The sequence below is a fragment of the Nonomuraea fuscirosea genome (assembly GCF_035917475.1).
Classification (GTDB): domain Bacteria; phylum Actinomycetota; class Actinomycetes; order Streptosporangiales; family Streptosporangiaceae; genus Nonomuraea; species Nonomuraea fuscirosea.
On record NZ_CP109074.1, the window covers coordinates 3,306,196 to 3,325,432 of the forward strand.

General features: G+C 72.5%; 14 protein-coding genes. 8 read left to right on the forward strand and 6 right to left on the reverse strand.

Annotation, left to right across the window (positions count from 1 at the left end; translation table 11 throughout):
- Window positions 1-84 precede the first annotated feature (84 nt).
- From fdhF to OIE67_RS14935, 4 genes are read left to right on the forward strand one after another with little or no spacing between them, the layout of a single operon-like run.
- Window positions 85-3,060 carry a formate dehydrogenase subunit alpha gene (gene fdhF, locus OIE67_RS14920; protein WP_326640600.1) on the forward strand — a complete coding sequence of 992 codons (2,976 nt, stop codon included), beginning with the start codon at window positions 85-87 and terminating at the stop codon, window positions 3,058-3,060.
- A complete protein-coding gene (locus OIE67_RS14925; RefSeq protein ID WP_326640602.1) occupies window positions 3,061-4,806 on the forward strand; it encodes an NAD(P)H-dependent oxidoreductase subunit E in 1,746 nt (581 codons plus the stop codon).
- Window positions 4,803-6,023 carry a molybdopterin molybdotransferase MoeA gene (locus OIE67_RS14930; protein WP_326640604.1) on the forward strand — a complete coding sequence of 407 codons (1,221 nt, stop codon included), beginning with the start codon at window positions 4,803-4,805 and terminating at the stop codon, window positions 6,021-6,023. The genes OIE67_RS14925 and OIE67_RS14930 overlap by 4 nt, the downstream gene beginning before the upstream one ends.
- Complete coding sequence (locus OIE67_RS14935; RefSeq protein WP_326640606.1) at window positions 6,020-7,939, forward strand: molybdopterin biosynthesis protein; 1,920 nt, start codon at window positions 6,020-6,022, stop codon at window positions 7,937-7,939. Before OIE67_RS14930 ends, OIE67_RS14935 begins: the two co-directional genes overlap by 4 nt.
- Window positions 7,940-7,993: 54 nt before the next feature.
- On the opposite strand, the gene OIE67_RS14940 is transcribed toward OIE67_RS14935, so the two are convergent.
- The 4 genes from OIE67_RS14940 to OIE67_RS14955 form a co-directional block, all read right to left on the reverse strand.
- Window positions 7,994-8,326 (reverse strand): YnfA family protein, encoded by a 333-nt coding sequence (locus OIE67_RS14940; protein WP_326640608.1) that lies wholly within the window; start codon window positions 8,324-8,326, stop codon window positions 7,994-7,996.
- A gap of 84 nt (window positions 8,327-8,410) precedes the next feature.
- Window positions 8,411-8,884 carry a DUF6941 family protein gene (locus OIE67_RS14945; RefSeq protein ID WP_326640610.1) on the reverse strand — a complete coding sequence of 158 codons (474 nt, stop codon included), beginning with the start codon at window positions 8,882-8,884 and terminating at the stop codon, window positions 8,411-8,413.
- Window positions 8,884-9,288: a helix-turn-helix domain-containing protein gene (locus OIE67_RS14950; RefSeq protein ID WP_326640612.1), complete on the reverse strand. Its 405-nt coding sequence runs from the start codon at window positions 9,286-9,288 to the stop codon at window positions 8,884-8,886. The genes OIE67_RS14945 and OIE67_RS14950 overlap by 1 nt, the downstream gene beginning before the upstream one ends.
- Before the next feature lie 26 nt (window positions 9,289-9,314).
- Window positions 9,315-9,677, reverse strand: coding sequence for a hypothetical protein (locus tag OIE67_RS14955; RefSeq protein ID WP_326640614.1), 363 nt, complete (start codon window positions 9,675-9,677; stop codon window positions 9,315-9,317).
- Between the two features lie 303 nt (window positions 9,678-9,980).
- Here OIE67_RS14955 and OIE67_RS14960 point away from each other — a divergent pair, with 303 nt between their 5' ends.
- Complete coding sequence (locus OIE67_RS14960) at window positions 9,981-10,637, forward strand: hypothetical protein (RefSeq protein WP_326640616.1); 657 nt, start codon at window positions 9,981-9,983, stop codon at window positions 10,635-10,637.
- 23 nt (window positions 10,638-10,660) lie between these two features.
- Here the strand turns inward: OIE67_RS14960 and OIE67_RS14965 are convergent, their stop codons facing one another.
- Window positions 10,661-11,119, reverse strand: coding sequence for a hypothetical protein (locus OIE67_RS14965; RefSeq protein ID WP_326640618.1), 459 nt, complete (start codon window positions 11,117-11,119; stop codon window positions 10,661-10,663).
- A gap of 94 nt (window positions 11,120-11,213) precedes the next feature.
- Between OIE67_RS14965 and OIE67_RS14970 the strand changes: the two genes are divergently transcribed.
- The 3 genes from OIE67_RS14970 to OIE67_RS14980 all read left to right on the forward strand — a co-directional run bounded on the left by OIE67_RS14970 (window position 11,214) and on the right by OIE67_RS14980 (window position 17,445).
- The gene (locus tag OIE67_RS14970) at window positions 11,214-11,591 is read left to right on the forward strand and encodes a MerR family transcriptional regulator (RefSeq protein WP_326640620.1); all 378 of its coding nucleotides are present in this window, start codon (window positions 11,214-11,216) and stop codon (window positions 11,589-11,591) included.
- A 179-nt stretch (window positions 11,592-11,770) separates the two neighbouring features.
- Window positions 11,771-14,866, forward strand: coding sequence for an ABC transporter permease (locus OIE67_RS14975; RefSeq protein ID WP_326640623.1), 3,096 nt, complete (start codon window positions 11,771-11,773; stop codon window positions 14,864-14,866).
- Window positions 14,863-17,445, forward strand: coding sequence for an FtsX-like permease family protein (locus OIE67_RS14980; protein WP_326640625.1), 2,583 nt, complete (start codon window positions 14,863-14,865; stop codon window positions 17,443-17,445). Before OIE67_RS14975 ends, OIE67_RS14980 begins: the two co-directional genes overlap by 4 nt.
- Window positions 17,446-17,577: 132 nt before the next feature.
- On the opposite strand, the gene OIE67_RS14985 is transcribed toward OIE67_RS14980, so the two are convergent.
- Window positions 17,578-19,071 carry a CehA/McbA family metallohydrolase domain-containing protein gene (locus tag OIE67_RS14985; protein ID WP_326640627.1) on the reverse strand — a complete coding sequence of 498 codons (1,494 nt, stop codon included), beginning with the start codon at window positions 19,069-19,071 and terminating at the stop codon, window positions 17,578-17,580.
- Between the last annotated feature and the right edge of the window lie 166 nt (window positions 19,072-19,237).

Consider the following 19,237-nt stretch of genomic DNA (forward strand, 5'->3'; position numbering starts at 1 on the left):
GGCCACCCGAAGGGGTACATTGCCTGACATAGTGTATGCCGTATTCAGTATGCCGAATTGCGGTGCTCTCAAGATGAGGTTGAGATGACGACGATCGAGGAGCCGGCGACCGCCATACGGACCGTGACCGTCGAGATCGACGGCCGCGAGGTGAGCGTGCCCGAGGGCACCACCATCTACGACGCCGCGAAGTCGGTGGACATCGACATCCCGGTGCTGTGCCACAACGAGCGTTACGACCCGGTCGGGGTGTGCCGCATGTGCGTGGTGGACACGGGCGGGCGGGCCTTCGCCGCCGCGTGCGTGCGCCCCTGCGAGGACGGCATGGAGGTCAGGACCAGCACCCCCGAGCTGGAACGCAACCGCGCCACGCTGACCGAGCTGCTGCTGTCCGACCAGCCGCCGCGCGAGGAAGACCCGAAGCAGACGACCACCGGCGACAACCTGCTGCTCGACCTGGCCGACCGGTTCGACGTGGCCAAGGAGACGGCCGGCCTGCCGTGCGGCTCCGGCCGCGGTCTCGACACCTCCAACCCGGTCATCGCGGTCGACCACGACGCGTGCATCCTCTGCGACCGGTGCGTACGAGCCTGCGACGACATCCAGGGCAACGACGTCATCGGCCGCTCGGGCAAGGGCTACTCGACCACGATCTCCTTCGACCTCGACGACCCCATGGGCGCCAGCTCGTGCGTGACCTGCGGCGAGTGTGTGCAGGCCTGCCCCACCGGCGCCCTGACCAACAAGGCGATCAACGACGTCCCCATCAGGCCCCGCGAGGAACTGGACGCGGTCGACACCGTCTGCCCGTACTGCGGCGTCGGCTGCGCGCTCACCTACTACGTCGACCGCGAGCGCGGCGCCATCGCCTTCGCCGAGGGCCGCGACCAGCCGGGCTCGCAGAGCCGGCTGTGCGTCAAGGGCCGCTACGGCTGGGACTACGCGGCCTCCCCGCAGCGGCTGACCGTGCCGCTGATCAGGGTGGATTCCTCCTACCCGAAGGGCCCGCTGTCGGCGGACGTGCGCGGCGACGGTCGCAACGACCGGGGGCGGGGCGGCGGCGGAGGCGGCCGCAGCGGCGGCGGACGCGGCTCGGGGCTGAGCAAGAACCGCAAGGACGGCCGGCGCAAGCCCGGCGGCCTGGTCGACTACGACGAGGTGCTGCCGCACTTCCGCGAGGCCACCTGGGAGGAGGCGCTCGACCTCATCGCCCGGCGGCTGAAGGAGATCCACGCGGAGCAGGGCGCCGGCGCCATCGCCGGGTTCGGCTCGGCGAAGTGCTCCAACGAGGAGGCCTACCTCTTCCAGAAGCTGATCAGGGCCGGGTTCGGCACCAACAACGTCGACCACTGCACCCGGCTCTGCCACGCCTCGTCGGTGGCGGCGCTGTTCGAGGGGGTCGGCTCGGGCGCGGTCTCGACCACGTACGGCGACGTCGCCAACGCCGACGTCGTGATCATCACCGGCTCCAACCCGACGGCGAACCACCCCGTCGCCAGCTCCTTCTTCAAGCAGGCTCGCCGGCGCGGCACGAAGATCGTCTACGTCGATCCGCGCGCCAGCACCGTGTCCGAGCACGCCGACTACCACTGCCAGGTCAAGCCCGGCACCGACGTGGCGTTCTACAACGCGATCATGCACGAGGTGATCAGGCTCGGCCTGATCGACATGGACTTCATCAGGGCCCGCGTCTCCGGCTTCGAGGACCTGGTGCGCACGGTCGACGAATACCCGCCCGAGCGCGCCGCGCAGATCACCGGCGTCGACGCGGACCTGATCCGCGAGGTCGCGCGGGTCTGGGGCGAGGCCAAGGCCGGCGTCATCTACTGGGGCATGGGCATCTCCCAGCACACCACCGGCACCGACAACGCCCGCTGCCTGATCGCGCTCTGCTCGATCACCGGCAACGTGGGCCGGCCGGGCACCGGGCTGCACCCGCTGCGCGGGCAGAACAACGTCCAGGGCGCCTCCGACGCCGGGCTGATCCCCATGTTCTACCCCGACTACCAGGGCGTCGACCGGGACGGCACCCGGCGCAGGTTCGAGGAGGCGTGGGGCACCCGGCTCGACCCCGAACGCGGCCTGACCGTCACCGAGATCATCGGCTCGGTGCTGAAGCCGGGCGGGGTCCGGGGCATGTACATGCTGGGGGAGAACCCGTTCCTGTCCGACCCCAACATCAACAAGGTGCGCAAGGCGCTGTCGCAGCTGGACTTCCTGGTGGTCCAGGACATCTTCCTGACCGAGACCGCCGAGTTCGCCGACGTCATCCTGCCCGCGTCGTCGTACCTGGAGAAGGACGGCAGCTACACCAACACCGACCGGCGGGTGCAGCTCGGCCGCAAGGTGATGGACCCGCCGGGCCAGGCCAGGGTCGACTGGGAGATCATCCAGGACATCGCCCGGCGGATCGGGCTCGACTGGTCCTACTCCTCGGCCAGCGAGGTGTTCGACGAGATGGTGGCGCTGATGCCGTCGTACGCGAACCTGCGCCACGACAACCTGGGGCTGAGCGGAAAGCTCTACCCCAACGCCGACCCCGACCACTCCGACGGCACCGTGGTGCTGTTCGACGAGCGGTTCAACACCGACGACGGGCTCGCCCACCTGGTCCCGGCGCAGTGGCTGCCGGCCAAGGAACTGCCCGACGCGGAGTTCCCGCTGGTGCTCAACACCGGACGGCTGCTCGAACACTGGCACACCGGATCGATGACGCGGCGGTCGTACGCGCTCGACGCGATCTCGCCGATCGCCGAGGTCTACATGCATCCCAAGGACGCCGCCGACCGGGGCCTGTCGCACGGGCAGATGGCCCGCGTGCGCTCCCGGCGCGGCTCCATCGAACTGCAGGTCCGCGTCTCCCACCGGGAGCAGGCCGGCAACTGCTTCATCCCGTTCCACTTCCGTGAGGCGGCGGCGAACCTGCTGACCATCGACGAGATCGACCCCTTCGGCAAGATCCCCGAGTTCAAGTTCTGCGCGATCCAGGTCGAGGCGCTGGGCGGTCGGGAGGCCGAATCGCTCAGTACCGGACCTCTGAACGGCATGGGAAGTGTCTGAATGACCCTGAGTTTCGAGGTGGGACGTCCGCGGGTCCCCGGCGTCGAGGCGCGGGCCGGCAAGTTCCCCGGCCCGTCGCTGATCCCGGCGCTCAACGCCATCCAGGCGCGGCTGGGCTGGCTGCCCAGGGAGGAGCTGGAGGAGCTGTCGCGCACCATGCGCAGGCCGCTCTACGAGATCCAGGGGCTCATCTCCTTCTATCCGCACTTCCGTACGACGGCGCCCGCCAAGGTGCAGGTCAGCGTGTGCCACGACCTGTCGTGCTGGCTGCGTTCGGCCGACGACCGGATCGCCGAGATCCGCGCCCGTTACGGCGACGACACCGAGATCGAGCTCAACGAGGTCTCCTGCCTGGGCCGCTGCGACAGCGCCCCGGCCGTGGCCGTCAACGAGCACCCGGCGCCGGCCGCCGGCGTCGACGCGCTCGTGGCCGCCGCCCGCGAGGCCGAGCTGGACGAGGCCGGTGTGACGGGGCGTGCCGAACCCTGGCCGAACGACCCGTACCCGGCCGGGTCCGGCCTCGCGTCCCGGTACGCCAGCCTGCGCGCGCTGCTGGCCGGCGAGGTGAGCGCCGAGAGCGTGGTCGCCACGCTGGAGGCCTCGGGGCTGCGCGGCATGGGCGGCGCCGGGTTCCCCACCGGCCGGAAGTGGGGCCTGGTCGCCGCCACCGACCCGGGCGGCGTCAAATACGCGATCTGCAACGCCGACGAGTCCGAGCCCGGCACGTTCAAGGACCGCCAGATCCTCACCGACCAGCCGCACCTGGTGATCGAAGGACTCCTGCTCGGCATGGCCGTGACCGGCGCCGAGCAGGGCTGGATCTTCATCAGGCACGAGTACGGCCCCGAGGAACGGGTGCTGCGCGCGGAGCTCACGGCGCTGCGCGAGGCGGGCGTGATCGGCGCGGACGCCTGCGGCAGCGGCCGCCGGCTGGAGGTCGACATCTTCGTCTCGCCCGGCGGCTACATCCTCGGCGAGGAGACCGCGCTGCTGGAATGCATGGAGGGGCACCGCGGCGAGCCGCGCAACAAGCCGCCCTTCCCCGGCAACTACGGCCTGCACGGCCGCCCCACGCTGATCAACTCGGTGGAGACCTTCGCCGACGTGCCGGTGATCCTGCAACGCGGCGCCGAATGGTGGGCCGAGCAGGGCGAGGGCGACAGCGTCGGCTGGAAGTTCTTCGCCGTCTCCGGGCACGTCGAGCATCCCGGCGTCTACTGCGTGCCGATGGGCACCACGGTGCGCGCCCTGATCGACCTGGCCGGCGGCGTGCTCGGCGGCGCGGAGGTCGGGGCCGTGCAGCCGGGCGGCGCGTCCTCCAACTTCATCGGCCCCGACCGGCTGGACCTGGCACTCGACTTCGGCACCCTCGCCGAGGCCGGCACCATGCTCGGCTCCGGCGCGCTGGTGGTGCTGGCCGAGGGCACCGACCTGCTGGCCGCCTCGACCAACGTGCTGCGCTTCTTCCGCAACGAGTCGTGCGGCAAGTGCGTGCCCTGCCGGGTCGGCTCCACCAAGGCGCACGAGCTGCTGCGGGAGACGCTGGACTCCGGGTCCGGCACTCTCGACGAGGCGCGCAAGGGCCGGATCCTGCAACTGGAGGAGACGATGCGCAAGACGTCCATCTGCGGGCTCGGGCAGGTGGCGCTGGGTCCGGTGGTGTCCGTGCTGGGGCTGGACAAGGGCGGCGCGGCGGCCCGGCCGCAGCCCCGTCCCGGCGGCTCGGCGGAGCAGCCGGACCGTTGAGCGGCAAGGAGTTCTTCACCGCCAGGACCCTCGCCGAGGTCCGAGAGGGGTTCCGGCCCTCCCGCCGGACGCCGGCCGAGCGCGTCCCGCTGGCGCGGGCGCTGCGCCGGGTGCCCGTCGCCGACGTCACGTCGCCCGCCGACCTGCCCGGCTTCGCCCGTTCCACCGTGGACGGCTTCGCGGTCGGGGCGGCGGACACCTACGGCGCCTCCGACGGGCTCCCGTCCTATTTGGACCTGCTCGGCGCGGTGCGGATGGGCGCCGAGCCCGACGTGGCCGTACGGCCGGGCGGGTGCGTCGCGATGCCGACCGGGGGAGTGATCCCGGCCGGCGCCGACGCGGTGGTGATGGTGGAGTACACCGCCGAGACGATGCCCGGCACGATCGAGGTGACCAGGCCCGTCGCGCCCGGCGCCGGCATCGTCCGCGCCGACGAGGACGTCACGCGCGGCGGCGTCCTCGCGCCCGCCGGCCGGCCGCTGCGCGCCCCCGACCTCGGCTTCCTCGCCGCCGCAGGGGTGAGCGAGGTCTCCGCGCACCGCCGCCCCCGGGTGGCGATCCTGTCCACCGGCGACGAGGTGGTGCCGCCCGGCACCGCCCGGCTCGCCGCCGGGCAGGTGCGCGACGCCACCGCCTCCGCGCTGGCCGGGCTGGTCGCCGACGCGGGCGGCGAGCCGTGGATCGCCGGCATCGTCCCCGACGAGCCCGGCGCGCTCAAGGACCGGCTGACCGCGGTGCTGCCCGAGTCCGACCTGGTCGTCGTCTCGGCCGGCTCGTCGGTCGGCGCGCGTGACGAGACCGCGGGCGCGGTCGCCGCGATCGGCGACGTCTGGTGCCACGGCATCGCCATCAAACCCGGCAAACCCACACTGCTGGCCGAGTGCTCCGGCGTGCCGCTCATCGGGCTGCCGGGCAACCCGCTGTCCGCCCTCGTGGTGTTCGGCCAGGTGGGCGTGCCGCTGCTGTGGCGCATCGCCGGCTGCGAGAACCCGCCGCCGCAGCCGGGCACCCGCGCCCGGCTCTCCCGCGACCTCGCCTCGGCGGCTGGCCGCCTCGACGTGGTCCAGGTCGCCGTACGCGACGGCGTGGCCGAGCCGATCTTCGGCCCGTCGGCGCTACTGTCGGTGCTGGCCCGCGCCGACGGTTACGTGATCGTGCCGGAACCGGCCACCGGGCTGGACGCGGGCACCGAGGTAGAGGTCACCCTGTACAGATGAGCGCTGAAAGTCCCTTCGTCTCCGACGTGCCCGCGGCACAGGCGCTCGCCGTCTGGCGCGAGGCCCGCGCCGCGGCCGGCTGCCCCGCACGGGTCGATCCGGTCAGGATGCTGGTCGGGGCCGCCGTCGGCCGCGTCACCGCCGAGCCGGTGTGGGCGCTGCGGTCCTCGCCCGCCTTCGACGCCGCGGCCATGGACGGCATCGCGGTCCGCGCCACCGACACCGTCGGCGCGGCCGACACCACGCCGGTGCTGCTGGCCGCCGGCGACTTCGCCGTCGTCGACACCGGGGACCCGCTGCCCGAGGGGTACGACGCCGTGGTCATGCGCGAGCACGTCCACCGCACCCCGGACGGGGAGGCCGAGCTGCGGGCGGCCGTACCTCCGTACCAGCACGTCCGTTCCATCGGCGAGGACATCAGCGCCGGCGAGCTGCTGCTGCCCGAGGGACACCGGCTGCGCCCCGTCGACGTCGCCGCCTGCGCCGCGGCCGGGATCGTCGAGGTCGGCGTCCGCCGCGCGCCCCGCGTGGTGATCGTGCCGACCGGCGACGAGATCCGCCCGGTCGGCGCCGAGCTCGCCCCCGGCGACATCCTCGACACCAACTCGATGATGCTGGCCGCGCAGGCCAGGGAGGCGGGCTGCGAGGCTCGGGTCACGGAGATCGTCCCCGACGACCCGCAGGCCATCACCGCGATGCTCATGGAGGCGACCCAGGACGCCGACCTGGTCCTGCTCATCGCCGGCTCCAGCGCCGGACGTGACGACTACACCGCGCGCGTCGTCGCCGGGGCCGGCGTCGTCGCCGTCCACGGGGTCGCCGTGCGCCCCGGCCATCCCGTCGTCCTCGGCGCGGCCGGGCGGACGCCGGTGATCGGCGTCCCCGGCTATCCGGTGTCGGCGGCGCTCACCTTCGACATCTTCGCCGCACCCGCGCTCGCCGAACTGGAGGGCGCCGCGCCGCGCGAACGCCCGTCCGCCACGGCGCACCTGGCCAGGAAGCTGCCGTCGGCCATCGGCATGGACGACTGGGTCCGCGTCCGCCTCGGCCGGGTCCGCGACCGCCTCGTGGCCACCCCGCTGCCCAGGGGCGCCGGCGTGCTCACCTCCCTCGTCCGCGCCGACGGCCTGCTCGTCGTGCCCTCGGGGGTGGAGGGCCACCACGCCGGGGAGCAGGTCCGGGTCGAGCTGCTGCGCGGGCTGTCCGAGATCGGCCGGACCATCGTCGCCATCGGCTCGCACGACATGGTGCTCGACCTCGCCGCCTCCGCCCTGCGCGCCGCCGACCCGCTCATCACCCTGGCCTCGTCGAACGTCGGCTCCCTCGGCGGCCTGGTGGCCCTGCGCGACGGCCTCTGCCACGTGGCCGGCTCCCACCTGCTCGACCCGGCCACCGGCCGGTACACGCTGCCGTACGTGGACCGGCTGCTCGGCACGGACGCCGACGTCGCGGTGATCCGGCTGGTCCACCGCGACCAGGGCCTGATCGTCGCCCCCGGCAATCCGCTCGGCCTGACCGGCATCGAGGACCTCGCCAAACCCGACCTGCGTTACGTCAACCGGCAACGCGGCGCCGGCACCCGGGCCCTGCTCGACCACGAGCTGACCGGCCTCGGCATCGACTCGCGCGAGGTGTCCGGCTACTCCCGCGAAGAGCACACTCACCTCGCCGTGGCCGCGGCCGTGGCGGCCGGCCGCGCGGACGCCGGCCTCGGCATCCTCGCCGCCGCCCGCGCCTTCGGGCTCGACTTCGTGCCGGTGGCGCGGGAGCCGTACGACCTGGTGCTGCGTACCGGGACCCTGGAGGAGGAACTGCTGGCTCCGCTGTGGGAGCTGCTGGAACAGCCGGAGTTCCGTGCCGGGGTGGAGGCCCTGGGCGGCTACTCCTGCGCCGAAACAGGCCGCCGCGTCCGCTGACGGGAGTCGACGGGTCGCCGATGAGGCGATCCGTCAACCGGGTAGCCGCCGCTCTCAGCCGCGCGGGGCGTACATGATCACCAGAACACCCACCAGGCAGATCAACGCCCCGGCGACGTCCCAGCGATCGGGCCGGAAACCGTCCACGACCATGCCCCAGGCCAGGGATCCGGCCACGAAGACACCGCCGTAGGCGGCCAGGATGCGGCCGAAGTTCGCGTCCGGCTGCAACGTGGCGACGAACCCGTACAGGCCGAGCGCGACCACCCCGGCCCCGATCCACACCAGCCCGCGCTGCTCCCGCACCCCCTGCCAGACCAGCCACGCACCCCCGATCTCAGCGAGCGCCGCCAGCGCGAACAACATCAGTGAGCGAACGATCGTCATGACAGGTGGCGCTCCAATGGCAGCTTACGATCAGGAACCGGAGCCGTGCCGGTCCTGGCGCATGGCGAGACGGTGGCCTGCTCATCACCGGGCGGAGGAACTCATCTCTGACACCTTCTCCGCCCCGTTCATGGGCTGCTCGGCTCGTACGGCGAAGTGAACCGACGCGACTCTGGTCTCCTCCGCTTCCATCACCCACTCATAGACGCGCCCGGTTTCCAGCGGCAGTGGCGGGATCGGAATGGCGAAGCTGAGGTTGAACGGTACTCGCGTCGCTATCGGCTCCAGGTGATCGGGATCGGGAGTGATCTCGCCACTGAAGACCAAAGGCCCGTCGCTGTCCGTGAACGGACGGACCGGTACCCCTTCCTCGTCCAGCAGACGCAGAGCGAAGCGGATCTTCCGCGTCGCCTTCTCCCACGGGACCCGCAGGAACCCGGCCACGGCCGACATCGGCACCGCGGGCCCTGTGACGGACCAGCCCGCTCCCAGCAGATTGATCTTCCCGCTGGCCGCGTCCGTACTCGCGGCATCGGACAGGACCAGGAACCCCTGCATCAGGCGACAGCCCTCTTCAGCTCCAGCGCGTTGGCACCACGAGTGGGCGAGGGGGCCACCGGGCCGGTCAGTCCCTCGATCACCACACTCGCAGACGTCGACGAGGTGCCGTACGTGGCGGCGCCTTCCGTTCTAACGAGGTGGTGGACCTCCGCACCGATCGCCAAGGCATACCGGCGAACCGTGGACAGGCGTGGATCTCCTCCGACTCGCTCGAAGTCGGACACCGCGGGTTGACTCCGCCCCATCCGGTCCGCCACCTCGGTCTGCGTCAGCCCGAGTTGCTTGCGCACGCCCACGAGGGACTCGATGAGACGCATGTCGCGCTCGACGGCTGCGCTCTCCCGCTGGACATCGGGATCATCCAGGTCGATACCGAGCAGCGCGGCGATGTCGTGGTCCATGCCTACCTCCACTTATCGGTTTTACCTTATATTCTGCGCTGCCACTCTGCCAGTCGATCCCTCGCGGTCTCGATGGCACGGTCCTGCGCTCCGCGGCTTCCCTTCTTGTGGAATTTGAGACCTAAGAGAAGATGCTCCCCGTCCGTGAGCACGGCGTAGTACAGGCGGTACTCGTCGCCTCTGTAGCTGAGGCGAGCTTCGCTGAGACCTCTGCCCAGCGTCCTCACGTCGCGGCCCATCACCTGCTCATGCTCGATCCGCCACATCAGATGCCCGAGTTCGATGGCAGGCGGCTTGCCCTGCAGGACCTCGCGGATCTCCTTGCTGACGACGTCGGCTCCAGCGGGAGTGGCGTACAACCGCCACTTGCCCTTGGACCGTTCCTCCACGGGCCACCCCTTCACCGCCGGTCACAGCGCCATCGCCGGCCACTAACGTACCGGCAAGGATTCGGCTGTACCTGCGCAATGAAGGGCTTGGCCTGACCAGCATCTCAGGAGCGGGCGGAGAGTGCCGCCTGGGTGCTGGGCGGAGTCTGCTGTGCAGCATCCGCAGTTCACGGTCCAGTGCCTGCTCGGGCCCGAGGCGGTGAGAAGGGTGCCGATCGCGGTATCAACCCGTGGCCCCTTCGCCTCGTGACTGATGGCATGCCGTCAACGGGGCGGCATGCCGTCGAGGCAGAGGAGGGCCCTGTGCTCTGGGTGATCGAGGGGCAGCCGGACACCACGTACGACGGCAAGGAGACACTGCCCGAGACCGTACAGGCGGATATCAACCACCTGGAAGGCAACCGCGCCGTGAAGTCGCACGTGAAGAGCCGGGACGTGTCGTATTCGCGAGAGCAGGCTGGAACGCCGTACGCGACGAAGCTGGAGAAGGGCGAACCGATCTACGTCCTGGCCCACGCCGGGATAGCCGCCTCCGGGCCGTGGATCGGCGGAATGGACTTCCCGACCTTCGCCGACAAGATGGTGCGGAAGTTCGGCAACCAACTCGACGGACGGACCGTGTACGTCCTGGCGTGCTTCATCGGAGAGAAGGCGTACAAGCTGGCCGAGGCGCTCGCCGAGCGGGGTGCCAAGAACGTCAGGCTCTACGTGCCCAACAAGCTGATGTACATCAGCACAGCCGGGATCCCCCACGTACTGAGTTCGAACCAGTCGTTTGAAGAGGGCAACGAGTACGTTGCCAAATACGCGAACCAGCACAAGAGAATGAAGTTGTCGCTTCCGTGCGGCAAGGAGTGGAGCGGGGCCCGGGCCGCTGATGGGACCGGGACCGTCATCGCCGCGGGGGAGGTGGAAAAGGCGGTGATCGGCCATTTCGACCCGACCGGTACCGAAATTTGATAGACGTCGCCGGTCTCACGGATTCAGGTACCATCAGGGCTTCCGTCTGGGTGCTGGGCCGGCGGGTGCCGGTGTGGGTGGGCCGGGTCGGTGGTGAAGTGGAGGCCCTTGGCGGCCAGGTGGTGTTCCAAGGCTTCGGGGCTCTGGTGGGCGAGGTCGGGGAGGAGGTAGTACTCCTCCAGGAGGGCGCGGGCGGTGTCGTCGTCGCTGACCGCGCAGTCCCAGATCACCTCGTCGCCCTCCACGGTGACGTCGAAGGCGAAGAAGGCGCAGCAGGCCTTCTCCCGGGCGGCCAGGTCACGGGCCCAGGCCGCCACACCCGGTTCGGCGTTCAGGCGGAAGCGGATGCCCTGAGTGGTGCGTTCGCGGCCGATGAGGTGCTCGGCGAACAGGTGGCGGTATTCGTCCAGGCGCTCCTGGGGTGTGTCGGGGGCGGTGGTCATGTCGCAGATGATCGGGGTGGAAGCGGGTGGGATGTCCATGATGGGCCCTTTCTGGTGGGGTCGCCGGCTCTCTTGCGATGCCGCCATCTGAACCGTAGAGTCTGGACTCAGGTCCAGAGTCAAGGGGTTGCGGGTGAAGATCGGGCAGGTGGCTCACGAGGCCGGGGTGAGCGTGGACACGGTTCGCTTCTACGAGCGGCGCGGCATCGTGCCCGCCGCACGGCGCAGGCCCTCGGGCTACCGCGTCTTCGACGCCGCCGCGGTCGAACGGATCCGGATGGCCAAGAGCCTGCAGGAACTCGGGTTCACCCTGGACGAGATCGTCGACGCCCTTTCCGCCCACGACCGGGGCGGCGCCACGTGCGACAGCGAGCGCTGGCGGCTGGAGGCGGTGGTGGAGCGGATCGACGCCAGGATCGCCGAGCTGACCAGGGCCCGGCGCGGCGCGGCCGAGACCCTGCGTGACTGCCGGGCCGGCCGATGCCGGCTCGCCTATCCGCACGCCGACTGACGTAGCTGCGGGCTCGCCTATCAGGCACCCCGACTGACATGGCTGTGGGCTCGCGTATCAGGCACGCCGCCTGAAATACTCGTGCGCTGGCTGAAACCGCCCAAACTGCCGGAAGCATCGATGGTCGCCGGCTGAAGGGCTCGGGCCGGGTTCGGCGTCTGGGGGGAAGGGGACAGGGGATGCGGGGGCCGCTGGTCGTCAAGCGGGCACTCGGTGAGCCGCCGCTCCTCCTGGCCGCGACGGTCTCGATCCTGCTGGCGACGACCACGCTGGTCGCACTGACCATGTACGCCTCCTCCATCGCCGGCGCGGGCGTACGCAGGGCGCTGGAGACGGCCTCGTACCGGCAGACCACCACCACGATCAGCGCCCAGGTCGACGCCAGGACCTTCCCGACGTACGACCGGCTGGTCCGTGGTGAGCTCGCGGCGGCGTACGGGGCGGCGCCGGCGATCACCACGAGCCTGCGCTCCGACTCCTACGTCATGCCGGGGCAGGACGGCGAGGAACTGCCCGAACTGCTGCGGTTCGGCAGTCACGACGGGCTCGAGCGGCACGCGCGGCTGGTCGCGGGCAGGTGGCCGCGGGCCGGAGGGCGACGCGTCGAGGCGGTGATCTCGGAGGCGGCGGCCGCGGCCACCGGGCTCAGGACCGGCTCCGAGATCGTTCCCAAGGCGCGGCTCGACGGGCGTCCGGTCCAGGTCCGCGTAGTCGGCGTCTTCCGGCTCGACGACCCCGCCGAAGAACGCTGGGCCGGTGAGGAACTGCTGCGCCGGGGCGTGGAGCGCGGCGAGTACACCACGTACGGGCCGCTGATGGTGGCGAGCGAGACGTTCGTCGGGCGCTTCGCCACCGGCGTCAGGGCCGTCTGGGCGGCCGAGCCGGAGCTCGGCGCGCTGACGCCCGAGCGGCTGCGCCCGCTGGCCGAGGCCGTCGGCCGCGTGGGGGAGCGGCTGTCGAAGGCCGGCTGCGTGAGCTGCGTGACCGCCGGTGAACTGCCCGAGCTGCTCACCCAGCTCAGTACCGCCTCGCTGGTGGCTCGGTCGACCATGCTGATCTCGGTGCTGCAGGTGCTGTTGCTGGCGGCGTACGCGCTGATGCTGACCGCGCGGCTGCTGGCCGAGCACCGCCGGATGGAGGTGGCGCTGCTGCGTTCGCGCGGGGCGGGCACGATGCGGCTGGTGGCGCTGGCGGGCGGCGAGGCGTTGCTGGTGGCGCTGCCCTGTGCGCTCGTGGCGCCGTTCCTCGGGCCGCCGTTGCTCGCGCTGATCGGCCTGCTGCCCTGGATCAGGGCGTCGGGGGTACGGCTGGAGCCGGTCGCGGACCCGGGCACGTTCCTCGTGTCGTGCGGGGTGGCGCTGGCCGCGGCCGTGCTGCTGGCGTTGCCGGCCGTGGCGGGCTCGCGGCGTACGTACGTGGAGGAGCAGACGGCGCGCGGGCGCGGCGGCCGGCGCGGCCTGATCCAGGGGGCGGGCGCGGACCTGGCGCTGCTGGCGGTGGCCGGGCTGGCGATCTGGCAGCTCCAGCGCTACGGCGCGCCGGTCACCGAGACGGCGGCGGGCGGGCTGGGCATCGACCCGCTGATCATCTCCGGGCCCGCGCTGGCCCTGCTCGCCGGCGGCTTACTGGGGCTGCGGCTGGTGCCGCGGGTGTCGAAGCTGGCCGAACGGGTGACGTCCGGACGGCCCACGCTGGTCCCCGCGATGGGGGCCTGGCAGGTCAGCCGGCGGCCGCTCAAGTACGCGGGCCCCGCGCTGCTGCTCACCCTGGCCATCGCGATCGGCGTCGTGTCCATGGCCACCACCTCCACCTGGCAGGACTCGCAACGTGACCAGGCCGACCACCGGGCGTCGGCCGACCTGCGCCTGGCCGGGCCGGCCGAGGGGCCCGAGCTGGGGGCGCTCGGCCGGGGCACGGCGTTCACGGCGCTGCCCGGCGTCACCTCCGTCTCGCCCGCCTTCCGGGCGCAGACCGACGTCGGCGGCGAGAGCGCGCTGCTGCTCGCCCTGGAAGCGGGACGGCTCGGCGAGCTGTTCCGGCTGCGCCCCGACCTGTCGGAGCTGAGCGTGGCCGAGCTGGCGCGGGCGCTGCCCGGCGATCGGGCGGGCCGGCTGGAACTGCCGGGACGGCCGCGCGCCCTCACCGTCCGGGTCGAGACCCGCGCCGCCGCGACGGGCCGGCTCGTGCTGTCCGACGCGCTGGGGGTATGGCGCGACCTGCCGCTCGGTGAGCTGAAGTGGGGTCCCAACCTGGTCGAGGTCGATCTGGCCCCGCTGGCCGGGCGTGCCGGGCGGATCGCCTATCCGCTGTCGGTACGGGGTCTCGTGGCGGGTGAGCAGGCCGGGCCGAGGCTGACCGGGCTGAGCGCGGACGGGCAGGACGTGCCCGTGACCAGGGCCGTTTCGCGTCCCCACGGCGTCGTCACCTTCAACCGACCGGCCGAGCCTCGGTCCTCGGGCGAGGGCGGGGCGTCCGGAGAGCCGGGGCCTCCAAGGGAGCGCGGCGAGCCTGGGCCGTTGCCCGTGGTGATCACGCCCGGCCTGGCCGCCACGCTCAAGCTGGACGTCGGCCGGAGCGGGACGGTACGGCTGGCCGGCCGGGTCGTCCCAATCGTGGTGGCCGGGATCGTGACGAGCATGCCCACCGGCGCCCCCGGTCAGGAGGCCGTGCTCGCCGACTGGGAGACACTGCAGGCGTACGAGCTGGCCGCGGCGCGGCCGTCCAGGCCCGCCACCGAATGGTGGCTAGCCGCGGCCGGCACCGCGCCCGCGCGGGAGCTCCTGCGCCGCAACCCCCAGTGGGACGTGACCGTGATCGACCGCCGGGAGCTGGCCGCCGAGCTGCGCGACGACCCGCTGGCCGGCGCGCTCCAGGGCGCGCTCACCCTGGGGTTCGCCGCCGCACTCGGGTTTGCGGTGCTCGGGTTCCTGGTGAACGCCGTGGTCGCGGCGCGGGAGCGGCGGGCCGAGTTCGCCGTGCTGCGGGCCCTGGGTGCCGGTTTCCGCCAGGTGTTCGGGATGTTGCTCACCGAGCAGGCGTTCGTCATCGGGCTGTCGCTCGCGGCCGGCACCGGGCTCGCCGTGCTCGTCGGCGGCCTGGTCGTGCCGCGCGTCGTCCTGACCGGGCAGGCGTCGGAGGTCACGCCCGGCGTGCTGTTCCACGTTCCCTGGGCCGCCGTCGCCGCGATGCTCGTCCTGGTCACGGCGGTGCTGGTCGCGATCGTCGCCGGGCTGGCCCGGCGCGTGTGGCGGGGACAGACGCTGGAGGAGCGGTGACGATCCCCCTGGGCGTACGGGCGCACGCGGGCACGTTCGCGCTGATCGCCGTGCTGACGGCGGTCGCCTGCCTGCTCCTCGCCGGGCTGCCCAGGACGATGCAGGGCTCGTTCGACCAGGCCCTGCGCCGGTCGCTGGCCGGAGCTCCCGCGGTGCGGGCCGACGTGGCCGTCACCGGCGCCCCGGTCCTGCCACCCGGCGAGCTGCGCTCACGGGAGCTGTTCGAGGACGGCGGCCGGCGCTGGCGCCGGCTCCTGCCCGAGCCGCTGCGGCCGCTGATCGGGCCCGGCGGCCACATCAGCGCCAAGACCTCCCGCACGCCCGTCGCCGGCGCGAGCGGGGTCCGTGCCTTCGCCAACCTCGGCTGGCTGTCCGACGCCGACCGGCGGGTGGAGTGGGTCGGCGGCCGCGCGCCCGGCAGGCCCTCCACGATGGAGTACGCGGGCAGCACGATCCCCGTCATCGAGGTGGGCGTCGTGGAGGAGGCGGTGGCCCGGATGGGGCTGCGCGTCGGCCGGACCCTGATGCTCGGCGAAAGCGTGCACACCGCCGCGAAGATCGTCGGCGTCTTCAAGGCCAGAGACCCGGCCGACCGCGCCTGGAGCCACGACGCCGACGTCCTGCACGTCACCAGGATCGTGCCGCTGGACGCGCCGGAGGAGCTGCACACCACGACGCTGATGTCGGACGACGGGCTCGGCGCGCTGACCAACAGGGAACGCACCCTGTCCTACCGCTGGGTCCTCCCCCTCGACGGGCGGGCCGCGAACGCGCTGGGCGTGCCGGGCGTCGAAGCCGCGCTCGCCGAGTTCGAACGACAGGTGGACGTCCAGGGGACGGGCAGCATCACCTACCGCGTCGTCACCGGGCTGCCCGAGCTGCTGGCCGCCTTCCAGGCCGCGCTGTCGGCCGCGCAGACCATCATGTACCTGGTGCTCGGCGGCCTGTTCGCGGTCGCGCTCGGCGTGATCGCACTGGGCGTGCGGCTGCTGACCGACCGGATGGAGCTCACGCTGGCCCTGGCGCGGGCACGCGGCGCGTCGCTGCGGCAGGTGGCGGCGGCCGGGGCCGCGCTGACCGCGCTCGCGGTGGGGCCCGCGGCTCTGCTCGGGTACGCCCTGTCGTACCTGCTGCCGGGACCGGTGCCGCCGATCGTGCACGCCGGGCCGGCGGCCGTGGCCGTCGCCGCCGTGGCGTTCGCCGTGACGCGCGTGGTGCTCGCGCATCGCGCGCCGCTGAACGAGCGCCGGGCCGACTTGGTCGCCGCCCGGCCGTCCGCGCGGCGGCTGACGGTGGAGGCGCTGGTCGTCGTGCTCGCCCTGGCGGGGGCGTACCTGCTGCGGGCCAGGGGGCCGTCCGGCACCGCGCAGCAGGATCCGTTCCTGCTGCTGATCCCGGTCGCGCTGACGGTCGCGGCCGCGCTGATCACCTTGCGGTGTCATCCGTACCCGCTGCGGCTGTTCGTCCGGCTGGCCGCGCGGGGGCGGGCGGCCGTGCCGTTCCTGGGCCTGGCCAGGGCGGCCAGGGAGCGGTCCGCGGGCGCGCTGCCGGTGCTGATCCTGCTGCCCGCGCTGAGCCTGTCGGTGTTCGCCGCGGTGGTCCACGACGGGATCGGCACCACGCAGCAGGTGGCGTCCTGGCAGCGGGTGGGTGCGCCGATCAAGCTGACGTCGGAGGGGAACATCCCGGCCGACGTCGTCGATCGGGTGCGACGAGCGCCCGGCGTCGAGCAGGTGGCGCTCGCCCTGACCGGCCGGGTGCAGGTCAAGGCCACGGGGGAGTGGCCGTACGCCGTCGCCGTGGACCTCGCGGCGTGGCGGCGGGTCAACGCGGACGCGCCCATCGCGCTGCCGGAGCTGTCCTCGAAGAGCTCCGCGCTGCTCTCGCCCGCCCTGGACAGCCGGGGCTCGTTCGAGATCACCTGGTTGTCGCCGGTACGGCTGAACGCCCAAGGCGTGATCGACGCGGTGCCCGGGTTCTACTCCGGCGGGCAGTTCCTCCTCGTGTCGCAGGAGGTGCTGCCCTGGCCCGCGGCCGACACGCTGCTGATCAAGGGCGACATCACGCCCGCCGAGCTGGCCCGGCTGGTGCCGTCGGCCACCGTCGAGACGCAGGAGGCGGCGCTGGCCGAGATCAGGGCCGACCCGCTCACCGGCACGGTCCGCAGTACGATGGTGGTGGTGACGGTGGCGCTGGGGGCGTACGCGCTGGTCGCGATCGTGCTGTCGCTGGTCGCCGGGGCCGCGGGGCGGGCCAGGACGGTCTCGCTGCTGCGCACGCTCGGGCTGTCCGACCGGCAGGCCCGGCGGCTGACCCTGCTGGAGCTGCTGCCCGTCGTCCTCGTCACGGCGCCGGTCGGCCTGGCGCTGGGCCTGAGCCTGCCGGCCGCGCTCGGGCCGGGCGTGGACATGTCCGCGTTCGCCGGCGGCCTGCCCGTCACCGAGCACCCGCCCGGCCTGCTCACGCCCGTGGCGCTGGCGGCCGGGCTGGGGTTGTGCGCCGTGCTCGGGGCGTACGCGCACACCGCCATGAGCCGCCGGCGCGCCCTCGACGCCGCCCTCCGCGTCGGCGACGCCTGAGCGCGACGCCCTGCCGTGCGGCGACCGGGCCGGACGCGCGACCCGACGGCGACGCCTGACCCGGGCCCTCCGCCCGGCCGGCGATGGGGACGGGCACCGGGGCGGCCGTCGTGGGCCGCACCGGTCAGGGTGTCAGCGGACGCGGATGAAGACGGGGTTGGAGTAGAACCACAGGTCCTCCCACGGGCTCTCCTTCCCGTCGGCCTGCGGCTCCATCTCGTCCGTGCTGGTGCCGCGCACCCGCAGGTAGCTGTCCTGGCCCACGTCGCGCAGGGTGTGGCGGATGACGACCTCCTTGCCCTGGCGGCGCCAGTCGCCGGGACCGAAGCGGGCCACGACCTTCGTGGTGGGGTTGGTGGCGGCGTCGAGGTCCGAGCTCACGCCGGTGACCTGGCCCGTGATCAGGTCGACCCGCCGCACCTCGGGACGGTCGCCGTTGCCGTTCTTCCCGTCCAGGGGCCGGAAGCGGATCTCCACCTCGACGTCGGTGCGGCCCCGGCCGTTGACGACGAGCGTCTCGCTCACCGTGGCCCGGCGGCCCTGGTTGCTCGCGGTCACGTCGAGGGCGGTGATCAGGTCGCCGGTGGTCACGAAGATCCGGCCGCCCCGCAGGCCGTCCATGATGTCGCCGTAGTCCTGCCGCGCCGCCACGTACGTCTTGCTGTACTCGCCCGGCCAGAAGTCGGAGCCGCCCCTGGTCCAGTGCACGTGGGAGTCGGAGGTGGCGGTGATCCACCAGTGCCGGCCCTCGCCCAGCAGGGAGTCCCACAGGCCGCCGACGCGGGCGGTCATCTGGTCGAAACCGCCGTAGGTGGGGTGGTTGCCGTACCCGCCGCGGGCGCCGCCGTTCAGCGGCCCCGCCTGGTGACCGGGGGCGCCCTCGAAGCCCACGTACACGTCGGGGGCGGCGTTGTTGCCGTTGCGGAACTCGCGCGGAGTGTCCTGCCCCCACACGCCGAGCCCGGTCGCCGACCGGGACGCGTGGTGCGCGATCACCAGCGGCTTGCGCCCCATGCCACGGGCGGCCTTGAGGAACTCCACCATCTTGGCCTCGGTGTCGCGCCCCGGGTCGGCGGGGAAGGCGTCGTGCTTGGCGAAGCGGCTCTCCAGCTCGAACAGCTGCTGCGCCTCCCCGTCGTGGTGCGGGATCATCAAGGTGTGGTGGTCCAGCGCCGGCGCGTCGAACTCCATCCCCCAGAACTGCAGCACCTCCGGCACCAGCACCCGTGACCGCAGCAGATCGGGATAGGCCTGCTCCAGGTTCACCTTCGAATGCGTCGGGCCGCCGTGGTCGGTGCACATCGCCCAGGTCAGGCCGAAATGCTTGGCCATGATCGCGTTGGTGACGATGGGGTAGACCGCGTCCGCGCCCTTGTGGAAGGTCGGCGGGCTCGTCTTGGTGTCGAACTCGCCGCTGTACTCGGAGTGGACGTGGTGATCGCCCGCCCGCCACCTCCGGCCGGCGCCGCCGCCGCTGCCGAACGTACGCTCGTCGTCCGCCTGCGCCGGGGTGCCGCCGACCAGGGGAGCCGCCGCGGCCAGCGTCGCGCCGACACCGGCGTACTTGACCAGGCGGCGTCGGGAAAGCCCGGAGTGCTCGGTCTCCTCGGCCTTCTTGTTCCTCACAGTGCTGCCTTTCCTCCAGATAAGGGTGACAGCTGACAAACCTCCAATAGAGGCATGAACGCGACATGAATGGCCGCAGGAGACGCTGCTAACACTGCGCTGCGCCTCGGCTCCGGGAGGTATCGGGCTAAGATCATCGCTGCCCCGTCGTGAGAAGGAGTCCCCC

Coding starts and splice junctions, on each gene's coding strand:
- OIE67_RS14925 (WP_326640602.1), top strand. CDS start 3,061: ATGACCCTGAGTTTCGAGGTGGGACGTCCGCGGGTCCCCGGCGTCGAG.
- fdhF (WP_326640600.1), top strand. CDS start 85: ATGACGACGATCGAGGAGCCGGCGACCGCCATACGGACCGTGACCGTC.
- OIE67_RS14935 (WP_326640606.1), top strand. CDS start 6,020: ATGAGCGCTGAAAGTCCCTTCGTCTCCGACGTGCCCGCGGCACAGGCG.
- OIE67_RS14940 (WP_326640608.1), bottom strand. CDS start 8,326: ATGACGATCGTTCGCTCACTGATGTTGTTCGCGCTGGCGGCGCTCGCT.
- OIE67_RS14950 (WP_326640612.1), bottom strand. CDS start 9,288: ATGGACCACGACATCGCCGCGCTGCTCGGTATCGACCTGGATGATCCC.
- OIE67_RS14975 (WP_326640623.1), top strand. CDS start 11,771: ATGCGGGGGCCGCTGGTCGTCAAGCGGGCACTCGGTGAGCCGCCGCTC.
- OIE67_RS14965 (WP_326640618.1), bottom strand. CDS start 11,119: ATGGACATCCCACCCGCTTCCACCCCGATCATCTGCGACATGACCACC.
- OIE67_RS14945 (WP_326640610.1), bottom strand. CDS start 8,884: ATGCAGGGGTTCCTGGTCCTGTCCGATGCCGCGAGTACGGACGCGGCC.